At 67.7% G+C, this 13,100-nt stretch carries 15 protein-coding genes and 1 tRNA gene; 10 read left to right on the top strand and 6 right to left on the bottom strand.

All coding sequences use genetic code 11. The annotated features are described in order from the left end of the window. Positions 1-54: 54 nt before the first annotated feature. Together araA and ACSJDX_RS03785 are read left to right on the top strand one after the other, a co-directional pair. Positions 55-1,566: an L-arabinose isomerase gene (gene araA, locus ACSJDX_RS03790; RefSeq protein WP_438354250.1), complete on the top strand. Its 1,512-nt coding sequence runs from the start codon at positions 55-57 to the stop codon at positions 1,564-1,566. A 121-nt stretch (positions 1,567-1,687) separates the two neighbouring features. Next, the gene (locus tag ACSJDX_RS03785; RefSeq protein WP_438354249.1) at positions 1,688-2,641 is read left to right on the top strand and encodes an aldose 1-epimerase family protein; all 954 of its coding nucleotides are present in this window, start codon (positions 1,688-1,690) and stop codon (positions 2,639-2,641) included. Positions 2,642-2,668: 27 nt separating this feature from the next. On the opposite strand, the gene ACSJDX_RS03780 is transcribed toward ACSJDX_RS03785, so the two are convergent. From ACSJDX_RS03780 to ACSJDX_RS03770, 3 genes are all read right to left on the bottom strand, one after another. Then, complete coding sequence (locus tag ACSJDX_RS03780) at positions 2,669-3,256, bottom strand: hypothetical protein (RefSeq protein ID WP_438354248.1); 588 nt, start codon at positions 3,254-3,256, stop codon at positions 2,669-2,671. Then, positions 3,256-3,672, bottom strand: coding sequence for a DUF4383 domain-containing protein (locus ACSJDX_RS03775; RefSeq protein ID WP_438354247.1), 417 nt, complete (start codon positions 3,670-3,672; stop codon positions 3,256-3,258). The genes ACSJDX_RS03780 and ACSJDX_RS03775 overlap by 1 nt, the downstream gene beginning before the upstream one ends. A 162-nt stretch (positions 3,673-3,834) precedes the next feature. Then, positions 3,835-4,032, bottom strand: coding sequence for a hypothetical protein (locus ACSJDX_RS03770; RefSeq protein ID WP_438354246.1), 198 nt, complete (start codon positions 4,030-4,032; stop codon positions 3,835-3,837). Between the two features lie 150 nt (positions 4,033-4,182). Here ACSJDX_RS03770 and ACSJDX_RS03765 point away from each other — a divergent pair, with 150 nt between their 5' ends. The 4 genes from ACSJDX_RS03765 (at position 4,183) to ACSJDX_RS03750 (ending at position 5,880) form a co-directional block, all read left to right on the top strand. Then, entirely contained in the window at positions 4,183-4,614 is a 432-nt protein-coding gene (locus ACSJDX_RS03765; protein ID WP_438354245.1) for a YdeI/OmpD-associated family protein, read from the top strand. Between the two features lie 34 nt (positions 4,615-4,648). Then, positions 4,649-5,038 carry a DUF5684 domain-containing protein gene (locus tag ACSJDX_RS03760; protein WP_438354244.1) on the top strand — a complete coding sequence of 130 codons (390 nt, stop codon included), beginning with the start codon at positions 4,649-4,651 and terminating at the stop codon, positions 5,036-5,038. Positions 5,039-5,102: 64 nt separating this feature from the next. Then, positions 5,103-5,726 carry an asparagine synthase gene (locus tag ACSJDX_RS03755; RefSeq protein ID WP_438354928.1) on the top strand — a complete coding sequence of 208 codons (624 nt, stop codon included), beginning with the start codon at positions 5,103-5,105 and terminating at the stop codon, positions 5,724-5,726. A gap of 81 nt (positions 5,727-5,807) precedes the next feature. Further along, positions 5,808-5,880, top strand: a tRNA-Arg gene (locus tag ACSJDX_RS03750). A gap of 90 nt (positions 5,881-5,970) precedes the next feature. Here the strand turns inward: ACSJDX_RS03750 and ACSJDX_RS03745 are convergent. Further along, complete coding sequence (locus ACSJDX_RS03745) at positions 5,971-6,567, bottom strand: dihydrofolate reductase family protein (RefSeq protein ID WP_438354243.1); 597 nt, start codon at positions 6,565-6,567, stop codon at positions 5,971-5,973. 841 nt (positions 6,568-7,408) lie between these two features. On the opposite strand from ACSJDX_RS03745, the gene ACSJDX_RS03740 reads away from it, so the two are divergent. The 3 genes from ACSJDX_RS03740 (at position 7,409) to ACSJDX_RS03730 (ending at position 10,491) form a co-directional block, all read left to right on the top strand. After that, on the top strand, positions 7,409-8,533 hold the full coding sequence (locus tag ACSJDX_RS03740) for an IS256 family transposase (protein WP_438354242.1): 1,125 nt from the start codon (positions 7,409-7,411) through the stop codon (positions 8,531-8,533). Between the two features lie 69 nt (positions 8,534-8,602). After that, positions 8,603-9,208, top strand: a complete 606-nt coding sequence (locus ACSJDX_RS03735) for a hypothetical protein (protein WP_438354241.1) — start codon at positions 8,603-8,605, stop codon at positions 9,206-9,208. A gap of 45 nt (positions 9,209-9,253) precedes the next feature. Next, positions 9,254-10,491, top strand: a protein-coding gene (locus tag ACSJDX_RS03730; protein ID WP_438354240.1) for an IS3 family transposase whose coding sequence is annotated in 2 segments (ribosomal slippage) — positions 9,254-9,533 and positions 9,533-10,491 — 1,239 coding nt in all. Because the reading frame shifts where the segments join, the coding sequence is not laid out codon by codon here. 46 nt (positions 10,492-10,537) lie between these two features. Here ACSJDX_RS03730 and ACSJDX_RS03725 read toward each other — a convergent pair. Next, a complete protein-coding gene (locus ACSJDX_RS03725) occupies positions 10,538-11,539 on the bottom strand; it encodes an IS481 family transposase (protein ID WP_204964092.1) in 1,002 nt (333 codons plus the stop codon). A 182-nt stretch (positions 11,540-11,721) separates the two neighbouring features. Here ACSJDX_RS03725 and ACSJDX_RS03720 point away from each other — a divergent pair, with 182 nt between their 5' ends. Further along, a complete protein-coding gene (locus ACSJDX_RS03720; RefSeq protein WP_438354239.1) occupies positions 11,722-11,961 on the top strand; it encodes a hypothetical protein in 240 nt (79 codons plus the stop codon). Positions 11,962-12,155: 194 nt separating this feature from the next. Here the strand turns inward: ACSJDX_RS03720 and ACSJDX_RS03715 are convergent, their stop codons facing one another. Further along, positions 12,156-13,097 (bottom strand): LysR family transcriptional regulator, encoded by a 942-nt coding sequence (locus ACSJDX_RS03715; protein WP_438354238.1) that lies wholly within the window; start codon positions 13,095-13,097, stop codon positions 12,156-12,158. Positions 13,098-13,100: the final 3 nt, after the last annotated feature.

Below are 13,100 nucleotides of genomic sequence, written 5' to 3'. Positions count from 1 at the left end.
CATCCGCCCGTTCCGTCTCTTCACACGCACAACGCCCGACCTGCAGGAGTTCTCATGACCCGCACGCCCCTGTCCACGACCCTCGACGGCTACGAGGTGTGGTTCGCCACCGGCAGCCAGAGCCTCTACGGCGACGAGACCCTGCGCCAGGTGGCCGAGCAGTCGCAGGCCGTCGCGGCCGGCCTGGACGGTCTGCCGGTGAAGATCGTCTGGAAGCCCGTGCTGACCGGCAGCGACGCCATCCGCCGCCTCGCGCTCGAGGCCAACTCGCGCGACGACGTGATCGGCGTGATCGCCTGGATGCACACGTTCAGCCCCGCCAAGATGTGGATCGCCGGCCTCGACGCCCTTCAGAAGCCGCTGCTGCACCTGCACACGCAGGCCAACGTCGAGCTGCCGTGGGCCGACATCGACTTCGACTTCATGAACCTCAACCAGGCCGCGCACGGCGACCGCGAGTTCGGCTACATCCAGACCCGCCTCGGCGTCGCACGCAAGACCGTGGCCGGCCACGTGTCCAACCCGGCCGTGCGCCAACAGGTCGAGGACTGGCAGCGCGCCGCGGCGGGCTGGGCGGCCTCCCGCTCCCTCAAGCTCGCCCGCTTCGGCGACAACATGCGCTACGTCGCCGTCACCGAGGGCGACAAGACCGAGGCCGAGCTGCGCTTCGGCGTGCAGGTGAACACGTGGGGTGTGAACGAGCTGGCGGATGCCGTCGGCCGGGCGACCGACGCCGAGATCGACGCGCTCGTGGCCGAGTACATGGAGCTGTACGACGTCGCCGCCAAGCTGCTGCCCGGCGCCGCGCGCCACTCGTCGCTGCGCGACGGCGCCGCGATCGAGATCGGGCTGCGCTCGTTCCTCGAGGAGGGCGGCTTCGGCGCGTTCACGACGTCGTTCGAAGACCTCGGCGCGCTCACGCAGCTGCCCGGTCTCGCCGTGCAGCGGCTGATGGCCGAGGGCTACGGCTTCGGCGCCGAGGGCGACTGGAAGACCGCCATCCTCGTGCGCGTCGCCAACGTGATGGGCGCCGGGCTCCCCGGCGGGGCGAGCCTCATGGAGGACTACACCTACGACCTCGTGCCCGGCGCCGAGCGCATCCTCGGGGCGCACATGCTCGAGGTGTCGCCCTCGCTCACCACCGCCAAGTCTCGCCTCGAGATCCACGCGCTGGGCATCGGCGGGAAGGACGACCCGGTGCGCCTGGTCTTCACCGCCGACCCCGGCCCCGCGCTCGTGGTCGCGATGAGCGACGTGCGCGACCGCTTCCGGCTCGTGGCGAACGTCGTCGAGAACGTGGAGGCGCCCGACCTGCCGAAGCTGCCCGTCGGACGCGCGGTGTGGAAGCCGCAGCCCGACTTCGCCACCTCGACGGCGTGCTGGCTCGCGGCGGGCGCCGCCCACCACACGGTCATGACGACCGCGGTCGGCATCGAGGTGTTCCGCGACTTCGCCGAGATCGCCCGCACCGAGCTGCTCGTGATCGACGAGACGACCACTCGCCGCGGATTCCAGCACGAGCTGCGGTGGAACCAGGCATACTATCGACTGGCTCAGGGGCTCTGACCTCCGTCGGACCGCGGTCGCCGAGCCCGTGGAAGGGCCGTCCCGCCTGGTGTGGTCCCGGCCGCTGAGCCTGTCGAAGCGTCGCCCCGACCACCTGCGAACACCACCCCTGGGAGACCCCGTGCCCCGCACACCCCTGTCCGGAATCCAGCACGCCCTGCGCGCCGGCTCGTACGAGGCATCCATCGCCGCCGTCGGCGCCAGCGTGCGCTCGCTCACCTTCGACGGACGCGACCTCGTGGTGCCGTTCGACGCCGACGAGGTGCGCCCGGCATTCCGCGGTGCGACGCTCGCGCCCTGGCCGAACCGCGTCGTCGACGGGCGCTACCGCTTCGGCGGACGTGACCTGCAGCTGCCGCTCACCGAGCCCGACCGCGGGCACGCGCTGCACGGACTCGCCGGATGGCTCGCGTTCGAGGCGATCGACAAGGGTCCGAGCCACGTGACTCTGGCCGCCGAGATCGAGCCGCAGGCGGGCTATCCGTGGCGGGTGTCGGTCACGGCCACGTTCTCGCTCACCGCCGACGGCCTGATGCAGACGGTCACGGCCGTCAACGACGGACCCGAGCCGGCGCCCTGGGGCACGGGACCGCACCCGTACCTGCGCGCCGGATCGTCGCTGCTCGACGAGTGGAGCCTGCACCTCCCCGCCGCGCAGGTGCTCGAGGTGACCCCCGACCGGCTCGCGCCGACGGTGCTCGCCGACGTCGAGTCCGATGCGGACCGCTTCGACTTCCGTGCGCCCAGGACGATCGGTGCCGCCCGCATCGACCACGCCTTCACGGCGCTGGCCGCAGACGACGAGGGTCTCGTGACGGCGCGGGTGACGGATGCCTCGGGCTCCGGCGTCGCGATGGTGTGGGATGCCGCCTGCCCGTGGGTGCAGATCCACACCGCCGACCTCCCGGGTGGTGCCGACAACCCGCTGGATCGGCTGGGCCTCGCGGTGGAGCCGATGACCTGTGCGCCCGACGCGTTCAACGACGACGCCTACCCGTTCGATACGGGGCTCATCGTGATCGCGCCGGGCGAGTCGGCGACGGCGCGGTGGCTGATCCAGGCGATCGAGGCCTGACGCCGCTTCCGACCCGCCCGACGCGGGTCAGTGGGAGTGCTGGTTGAAGACCAGGTCGTGCGAGGAGTGGTCGGGCGCCAGGCGTCCGGCCTCGGTCAAGCTGAGCGCGGGGGTGACCAGCGCCGAGACGAGCAGCGCCCCGACGAGCATCCCGACGATGCCGATGCGCGCGGGGACGGGCTCCGAGGCATCCGTCCCGTCGTTCGCGTCGCGGCGTGTGCGCAGACCGCACGCTCCGCCGAGCACCATAGACAGCAGCACGCTCGCTCCGACGGCGGCGATGCTGGTGTGCGCGGGGTCGATGGCCATCGCGCCGAACACCGCGACGATGCCCACGAGGGAGCCGGCGACGCCCGCACGCGGAACGACGATGCGTCCGCGTGCGAGCGTCACCGCACCCCACACCAGTCCGGTCGCGCCGAGCACCACCAGGGCGATGCCGATGACGCGCGGCCAGACATCCCCTCCCGCGGTGATGAGCCCGGCGCCGAGCGCGAACTGGAGAAGACCGGCGCCCCACGCGACCAGGGTCGGCCACGACGCGGTGAAGCGCGCGGGCGCCGCCTCCGCAGCGGTGACCCGCTGCGGAGGGGCGGTGGAGACGCCGAGTGCCATCAGACGGTCCGAGCGCCCGAAGCGCGCACGGCGCGGTCGGCACCGAGACCGGTGCCCAGCAGCACGAGGGCGCTGGCGAGGTGCAGGAAGTGGTCGGCGGTGTTCAGCGCGAGGATGTTGAACGCCGTGCCGACGAGGAAGAATCCGACGATGCCCAGCAGCAGGTAGACCGCTCCGACGACGGTGTTGACCGTCTTGGCGGCGACCGCCGAGGAGAGGCCCGCGAACAGCAGCGCGGCGCCGATGAGGAGGTGGGCGATGTTGTGGAGCGGGTTGACCTCGAAGATGCCGAGGATCGCACCGCCCGAGGTGGCGACGAATCCGACGCCGCCGGTGTAGGCGAAGCCGAGCAGGCCGACCAGCAGATAGACCGCGCCGAAGATGGTGGCGACGAGGCGGTTCGGTGACTGACGCATGAAAGGACCTCCTGTTGGGTGCGGTGTGTTCCGCGTTCCCAGCTTGTTCGGAGACAGCTCCATGTCGGATGGGCTTGTAAGTGACCGGACAAACCGATAGGCCCGGAGAACACTCTCCGGGCCTATCGTTCTGCCGCGCTCATCGGCGCGGAATCCTGCGGGTCAGCTGTCGCGCAGCTTCTCCTTGAGGTCGTTGCGCTCCTTGACCCGGTCGCGGTCGGCCTCCGCCTTCTTCACCTCGGCGTCGGCCTTTGCCTCGTCGACCTTGTCTCCGATGCGGTCGGCGGTGTCCTCCACCGCGTCCTTGATCTTGCGGCCGGCGGTCTCGGCGACATCCTTCGCGTCATCCAGAAGTCCCATGATGTGCTCCCTTCCTGAAAGTGCTGGTGCGATCGAGGATAGGTCGCGCGCCGTCGCGACGCGGGGGCTTGCGCGCCGGGGGAGCCCTTGGTAACTGCGTGGCGCGGAGGCAGATGTGGATGCCGAGGCATCCGTGGCACACTCGTGCCCATGCGGTACGAGACGACCATGGCGCAGCTGGGCAACAACACCGGCATCGAGGTGCCGCCCGAGGTGCTCGAGGCGCTCGGCGGCGGGAAGCGCCCCGCCGTGCACGTGACGGTGAACGGCTACTCGTACCAGAGCACCGTGGGCGCGATGGGCGGGCGCTCGCTCATCCCGTTCAGCTCCGAACGGCGCGCCGAGTCGGGCATCAAGGGCGGCGACGCGCTCACCGTCGAGGTGACCCTCGACACCGCCCCGCGCATCGTCGAGGTGCCCGCCGACCTGGCCGAGGCGCTCGCCGCCGCGGGGCTGCGCGACGCGTTCGACGCACTCGCGCCGAGCCACCGCAAGGCGCACGTGACCAGCGTGGAGTCGGCCAAGGCCGCCGAGACCCGCGCGCGTCGCGTCGACGCGGTCGTCACCAAGCTGCAGGGCTGAGGCGCGGCGGGCGGCCCGCCCCTATGCTGGCCGCATGGTCCTCGCCTCCTCGATCACCTCGTCCGCCGACGTCACCCAGCTGTGGTCGGTCTCGGGAGTCTTCAGCCTCGTCTTCTACGTGCTCGTCGCGGTCGCGCTGTGGCGCGTCTTCGACAAGGCCGGGTACCCCGGCATCCTCGCGATCATCCCGATCGTGAACCTCTTCGTGCTCACCAAGGTCGCCGGACTGTCGGCCTGGCTGACGCTGCTGTACATCATCCCGATCGTGAACATCGTGTTCGGCATCATCGTGGCGATCCGGGTCGGCAAGGGATTCGACAAGGGCGGAGCGTTCTCGTTCTTCCTGCTGTGGCTGATCTCGTTCATCGGCTACTTCATCATCGGGTTCGGCAGCGCCACCTACGACAAGCGCCGCATCGTCTGACGCTCCCCTCCGCGCCGGGTTCGACCGTCGCGCCGCGATACCCTCGTAGGGGGAGAGGGGCGTGATGGGAAAGAGTGCGGATGCCGTCGCGGAAGGGGTCTCGATCGCCTCGTCCGCCGCGCGTCTGACCGTGCGCAACCACATCCTCGTCGAGACCATCTCACGCGGTGAGACGTTCGTTGTAGATCAGGTCGCTGCCTTCGCCCGCGAGACCCTCGAGAGCCTCGCCGCCGAGCAGGACGCCGCCGCGGCCCTCGCCAAGCGCCAGCGCAAGCGCGCGTGGGGCAAGTTCTCCGACCCCGACGGCACCCACGATTACCGCGATCGCGACACCCGCAACCTGCGCAAACGGCAGCGTCAGTACACCCGCGTGGCCGCGCAGCTGCGCACCCTCGCGGGCGATTCCACCGCGGTCGACGCGCTGGTGGAACAGGCTCGGGATGCCGCGTGGGGCGACGTGGAGGCGAACCTCCAGCGCCGACTCAGGGCCGAGGGGATGACCGCCGAGTCGTACCCCGACTACGCCCAGATGCGCGGCGCGCGCATGCAGGCGCTGCGTCTGGTCGACCTTCCGCGGCTCGCTGCTCATCAGCGGTCGGCGCACGGGGAGGCCGCCGTGGACCCGGAGGTCGTGACCGACGAGGCCGCTCCGATGGAGGCATCCACCGACACGCCCGGCGACACCTGACCGTCACCGTCGATTCGCGAGCGCGTCATTCGTCGGGTAGTCTGTTCCACGGCCTGCGCGCCGTTTCGTGTGCAGGCCATTGCGCCCGTAGCTCAATGGATAGAGCATCTGACTACGGATCAGAAGGTTGGGAGTTCGAGTCTCTTCGGGCGCACACTGTGTTGAGACAGTCCGGAAAAGGCCCCGTCGCGGGGCCTTTTCTGTTTCCGAATTTCGTCATCTTCGGCATCACGCCGGGTGCGACTCACGCATACTCGGGCCGACCGCCCACGCGGAACGTCTGGCCGACGACGCCGGTCGGGAAGACGCGGTGCTCGATCAGCTCGAGCGCATAGTCGGGGCCGTGCTCCGGGAAGAATCGCTTGCCTTCGCCGACGATGACCGGGAACTGCACGAGGTTGAGCTCGTCGACGAGCCGCTGCTGCAGCAGCCAGCCGGCGAGGGCCGCACTGCCGACGACGAGCAGTTCGCCGTCGCGGGTCGCCTTGAGGTCGGCGATGGCCGCCGCGACGTCGCCCGAGATGACGGTCGTGCCCTGCCAGGTCGGATCGATGAGGGTGTCGGAGACGACGTACTTGGGTGTGAGGCTGATCGCGTCGCCGAATCCGCCGTCCCCGACCTGCGACCCCCAGTAGGGAGCGAACATGTCGTACGTCTTGCGGCCCAGTAGGAACGCGTCGGGTCGGCGCCACGCATCGAGGATGTACTGGACACCCTCGTCGTCGCCGAGCGGAAGCGCCCAGCCGCCGCGTGTGAATCCGGGGTCGGTGACCTCGTTGTTGCCGCCGTTCGCCTGAGCGACCCCGTCGAGTGTGATCTGGATGTGGACCGTGAGCTTCATCGGCTCTTCCTCTCTCTCACTGACGCGTCGAACGGGAGGCGGCGAGATCGACACTTCCGGCGAAGTTTCTCACCGGGAGTGAGTGGCGCGCTAGTGCCGATGCCCGGGCGACTCGTGCCCGATGGTTGATCTCTGCTCGGGGTGAGCGGTGTCCGACGGGTTGTGGAGTGGCAAACTGCGGGCATGTCGATTCCGTCCCGCCTGTCGGTCGTCGCCCTCGGCGCTCACGACGTTCCCGGACTTCGTCATTTTTATGCGGCCCTCGGGTGGCGTCAGGTCGCGGGCAGCGACGATTAATGGGCCGGAATGGCGAAAAGCATGGGGGTCAACAACCTCTGAGCTTGCCCGCAAGCCGGTCCTCATCCGGCATTGAAAGCTGACGGCACGATTGCGTGATGGCGCCGGTAGCGGCAGTTCGGTACCGATAGCGTCGCGGCCGGGCAGGCGCCCGTGCGACCCTTCTGCGCCCGCATCATGGCCACGGTTCAGGCGGGTGCGATTGGATACGATCTCATCGAGATTTCGTCGGCAGGCTCGGGGCTGCAAGGCAAGTAGTCGGCGAAGTGACGGTGCGCCTGTCTCTGCGTAAGGGCCACTCTTCGAGTGGTAACGCTTCCAGCTCCCTTCGTGTCCCCGCACCACGTGCCCTACGGTGCGGTCATTATTGAACCGTGAGCGTGGAGGCGCGTGCGAAGCGGATGTCAGATGAGGCACGCGCCGGTGACGTCCCGTGGGGTGGTGTAGTTTCCCGGCTCGAGTGTCACGTCGATGACGTGGTGAGCCATCGTGCGATGGTCAGTGAGAACTGTCTAGGAATCTCACGGAAGGACACATACGCACGATGGCTCTTGACCAGTCTGCCCTCCTCGAGTTGCTCGGGGAGCTGAAACTCACAGATGTGAATAACCGGATCCGGGTCGCGACCGAGACGCTCTACCAAGAGCTGATCGACGCGGAAGCGGCCGCGTTCATCGGCGCCGCCCCGTTCGAACGCAGCCCGGACCGGGTGACCCAGCGCAACGGGTCCCGGCTTCGCACGCTCACTACGACCGCGGGTGAGCTCGAGTTGCGGATCCCGAAGCTGCGGCAAGGGTCGTTCTTCCCGTCGCTGCTGGAACGCCGCCGCCGAGTCGATCAAGCACTGTTCGCGGTCGTGATGGAGGCGTACGTGCACGGCGTGAGCACCCGCAAGGTCGACGATCTCGTCAAGGCGCTCGGCGCGGACACCGGCATCTCGAAGTCGGAGGTCTCGCGGATCTGCGGCAACCTCGACGAGGACGTCGCCGCGTTCCGGGACCGGCCGCTCGCAGACACGACATACCCTTACGTGTTCCTCGACGCGACTTACTGCAAAGCCCGCGTCGGCCGGCGCGTCGTCTCCCAAGCCGTGGTCGTCGCGGTCGGTGTCGCCGCCGACGGGCGCCGGGAAGTCCTGGGGTTCGAGGTCGGGGACACCGAATCGCAGCCGTTCTGGACCACGTTCCTCCGATCCCTCAAGGCCCGCGGACTGGACGGGGTGAAGTTGGTGATCTCCGATGCTCACACCGGGCTGATCGCCGCGATCGACACCGTGTTCCAAGGCTCGTCATGGCAGCGGTGTCGGGTTCACTTCATGCGGAACGTGCTCGCGAACGTCCCGAAGACCGCCGGCCCGATGGTCGCGTCGATCATCCGCACGATCTTCGCGCAGCCCGACCTCGCGTTCTGCGCGTTCCCCGCCGCGCACTGGCGACAGATCTGGTCCACCAACCCGCTCGAACGCGTCAACAAAGAGATCAAACGCCGCACCGACGTGGTCGGCACGTTCCCCAACCCGGCCGCGCTGCTGCGCCTCGCGGGGCACGTCCTGATCGAGCAGCACGATGAATGGGACGGCGCCGACCGCCGCTACTTCTCGGAGCACTCGATGAAGCTCCTCACCGCCGAACACGAGGAGGTGGCGATCCCAGAACTGACCGCGGCATAATCACAACAGCTGACCCTGCACGGTGTTGAGAAACTCCACCACTCAGCGGGACGTCACCCACGCGCCCGCGTGCAGTTAGCCAAGGAGCGCTCCGATGCGCTCGTCGCCGACATCAGCCGGTGGCGCAAACCTGGACCGATGAAGTCGAGCCTGTACCTCAAGAAGGCGCCCGAGTGTGGCTGGTACATCGAAGTCGATTCTCTGGACCCACCACCTCGCGTAGAACAGTGGGGCGTGCAGCTAGGAGAAGTCGCCCATCACTTGCGTAGCATCCTCAACACCACGCTGACGCGCATCGTGCAAGCGGACGGCGGGACACCGGCACGCAGTCTCCAATATCCGGTGACATACTCCCCGTCGAAATGGCGCGAGGCGGTCAAGCGCGGTCTGGTCAAGGGGTTACCGGATCGCGTTGTTCGGGCCATCTATGCATGCCAACCGTTCATTTGGGCTCGCGCGTCGGGCGCCAAACCCGAAAACAGCACGCTTGCAGTCCTCGCGTGGCTCAACAACGAGGACAAGCATCGCGTGGAAATCGACGGTCATTTCGAGGCGTCTTGGGCGGCATTCGAGGGAAGGATCGTTACGCCTGACGGCACCTCGCTCTCGGTGACGCCCAAGTTCGCGTATGACTGGTCGCTCCAGCCTGGTAGCCGAATCGTAGATGCAGACTGAATCGGCCTGACTTTCGTTCCGTTCTTCAAGCAAGGATGGAACTCGATGAACAGGAAGTATTCGCCGGAGATGTGTGAGCGCGCGCTGCGGATGCTCGCGGAGACGCGGCCGTCGCACCCGAACATGATGAGCGCGGTCCGTCACGTCGCGGGGTTGCTGGGCATGAGCCCGGAGACGCTGCGGCTCTGGCAGCGCCGCTACGAGGTCGACGCCGGCGGCAAGCCTGGGGTCACGACCGAGGCCGCGCAGCGGATCAAGCAGCTCGAGAAGGAGAACGCCGAGCTGCGGAAGGCGAATGAGATCCTCAAGGCTGCGAGCGTGTTTTTCGCGAAGGAGCTCGACCGCCCCTGACCGAGATGATCCGGTTCATCAATGAGCACCGGGATCGTTTCGGGGTCGAGCTCATCTGCCGTGTCCTGCGACCGGCAGTGCAGGGCTTCCTCACCTCCCGCGGCTACCGCGCCGCCATCGGCCGTGCGCCGTCCGCGCGGCAGTTGAAGGATGAGCTGCTGGTCCCGGAGGTCGCGAGGCTGCACGCCGAGAACTACGGCGTCTACGGCCGCCGGAAGATGCATGCGCTGATGCGCCGGCAAGGCTGGGACATCGGCCGCGACCAGACCGAACGCCTCATGCGGCTCGCTGGGGTCCGCGGCGTCCGGAAGTCGAAGCGGGTATTCACCACGCGCTCCGACAAGACCGTGGCGCTGCCGAGCGACCTGGTCAACCGTCGCTTCACCGCGCCGGCGCCGCGACGGCTCTGGGTGTGTGACGTGACGTATGTCGCCACCTGGTCCGGTTTCGCGTACGTCGCGTTCGTCACCGACGTCTACTCGAGGCGGATCGTCGGCTGGAACGTCGCATCCACGCTGCGCGCCGAGATCCTGCCGATGCAGGCGCTCGACATGGCCGCCTGGGGCGTCGGCGGACGGCTCGACGGGCTCATCCATCACGCTGACCATGGGTCGAACTACACCGCGATGGTCTACACGGAGCGGATCGTCGAGCTCGGCGCGGTCCCCTCCACGGGGACCGTCGGCGACTCGTTTGATAACGCGATGGCAGAGGCGGTCAACAACCTCTACAAGACCGAGCTGATCCGTCAGCGCGGACCGTGGCGGACCGTCGAGCAGGTCGAACTCGCGACGCTCGAGTGGGTGTGGTGGTGGAACAACCAGCGCCTCCACGGCGAGCTCGACATGCGCACCCCGATCGAGGTCGAGAACGCATACTACGCTGACCTGGAATCAGCCCAACCGGCACCTGCCGGACAAGGCTCCCGATAGGAACGAAAGTCAGGCCGATTCACCTCTGCGCCCCAAGAACGGTCGGTTAGCTGTACTTCCCCGTGACGTTGTGAACGCGGGCTGAGGGGGTCTGGCCGCCGATCCCGGTGTGGGGTCTGTGGTGATTGTAGTGATGCAGCCAGGTCTCGTATGCCGCGGCTCGCTCTGCTTCGCTGGCGTAGGGCTTGGCGTAGGCCCATTCGGCGGCGAGGGTGCGGTTGAAGCGTTCGACCTTCCCGTTGGTCTGCGGCCGATACGGCTTTGTCCACTTGTGCTTCACACCGTCGCCGAGCGCGTCCGCGAACGCGTGTGACCGGTAGCACGCGCCGTTGTCTGTCATCACGGCGGTGACCGTGACTCCGAGGCTCGCGAAGAACGCGTTCGCGCGGGTCCAGAACCCTGCCGCGGTCTCCTTGCGTTCGTCGTCGAGGATCTCCGAGTACGCGACTCTCGAGTTGTCGTCGACGGCGTGGTGCAGATACCGGTAGCCGCGGGAGCCGGCCGCTCCTGACCGTGCGGCCTTGTCACGGACGGATCCCGCGGCACGGTCCTGCGCCGATCCGCGGCCGAAGGCGCGCCAGCCGCCGCCATCAGGGATCCGGCCCTGCTTCTTGATATCGACGTGGATCAGCTGGCCCGGTCTTGCGACCTCGTACCGCTTCGGCGTCGGCTTGCGGACTGGCAGCCCGGTGGCCTGATCGATGTTCACGAGCTTCGGCATCCCATACCTGGCCAGCACCCGGCCGACCGTCGAGCGGGCAAGGCCCAGGTGATACGCGATCCGGTGCGGACCCCACCGGCGGGTGAACCGCAACGACACGATCCTCCGCTCCGTCTTCCGCGGGAGCCGGTTCGGCGAGGTCTGCGGCCTGAAGCTGCGGTCCGTCAACGGCAGCCCGGCCCGATACCGGTCGACCCACCGTTTCGCCGTCGCGGGCGAGCACTGGAACCGTTCCGCTGCCCGCCGCAACGACCAGCCCCGATCCACGACGAGGACAGCAAGACGACGACGCCCTTCCGGCGTCAAAGGCGCGTTAGCGTGAGACACGAAGACCTCCGTGGTCAGGATGCGAGTGTGGTAACCCACATCCTGCCCGGAGGTCTTCGCCTACCTCACCCGTTCACAACCTCCCGGGGAAGTACAGTTAGCGGGCGGATGAGATATCGATCCAGAACTCAGTTCGACTCGGATCGGGTGTTCAGATAGGGATCTCGCGAGATGATTTGACCATGGGATTCAGCAGTGATCAGGTCAAGGCGGTGCGCCACGCTTTCTATCTCGCCGACTACGACAGTGAACTGCGGACACTTGCCATCGAGTCGGACGACGAGTGCATCTTCGTTGTGTCGCCCGACGCGCGGGATTCGATGGGCGATCACCGGTCGCTAGAGATAGTGCTCTCTCACATCCTCGGCCGGCGGGTGATGGTGACATGGGATGTGGGCTCGCCCACCGTCGCGTTCGGATGAGCGTCGGTTGGCGCAGCAAGCTGAAAGACGCGGAGGCCCGATACGCGCGTACATATACAGATCCTTGGTCGATCGAGGTGCACGAATAACCCGCCCTAGACGATGCCCGAGGGCGGTCGGCCATGCGGGCGTGGAGTGGGAACGCTCGATCGGAACGGACCGATTCGGCTCAGCCCGGACCGCATCGATCCCAACTAGCCGAGCAGCTCCACTCCAAATTCCGAGACGACCGCCCTCAGCTCGTCGAGGTAGCGCTGGGCCTGCTGGGTGAGCGGGACCGCGGAGTGGTCGATCCAGCCGATCTCGATGCGTTCGTCGACGTCGAGGGCGATGGCGACGATCGCGGGGTCGAGGTCGTCGCTGATGATGCCGGTCGAAATCGTGTAGCCGTCGAGACCGATCATGAGGTTGAAGATCGTGGCGCGGTCGGAGACTCGGATCTCCCGCGCGCTCGACAGCGTGGAGAGGATCTCCTCGGCGAAGTAGAACGAGTTGTTCGCCCCCTGGTCGAAGGTCAACCGCGGCAGATCGGCCAGATCTGCGAGCGTGACGTTGTCCCGCGAAGCGAGGGGGTTCGTGCGCGAGATGAAGATGTGCGGCTCGGCGAGGAACAGCGGGTGGAACGCGAGCCCCGAATCGCGGAGCAGCTTGTCGATGACGTTCCGGTTGAAGTCGTTGCGATACAGGATGCCGAGCTCGCTGCGGAACGTCCGCACGTCCTCGAAGATGTCCCACGTGCGCGTCTCGCGCAGCGAGAACTCGTACGCGTCGGCGCCGCTGCCCTTCACCATCCGGACGAACGCGTCGACCACAAACGAGTAGTGCTGCGCCGAGACGCCGAGCAGGCGTCGCGACGGCGGCTGGCCGAGGTATCGCTGCTCGAGGAGCCCGACCTGCTCCATGACCTGCTTGGCGTAGCCGAGGAACTCCGCGCCGTCGACGGTGAGCGTCACTCCGCGCGCGGAACGGAGGAGGAGCGCGCGACCCGCCTTGGCCTCGACATCCTTCATCGCGGCCGACATCGTCGGCTGGGAGACGTAGAGGAGGTCGGCGGCAGCGCTGATCGAACCCTCCGCCGCGACCTCGATGAAGTACTGCAGCTGCTGCAGCGTGATGCCGTTCGATCCGCGAGCCATAGG

Origin of the sequence: Microbacterium fluminis (genome assembly GCF_051549805.1) — a bacterium.
Classification (GTDB): domain Bacteria; phylum Actinomycetota; class Actinomycetes; order Actinomycetales; family Microbacteriaceae; genus Microbacterium.
This window is presented reverse-complemented; position numbering and strand designations above follow the sequence as displayed.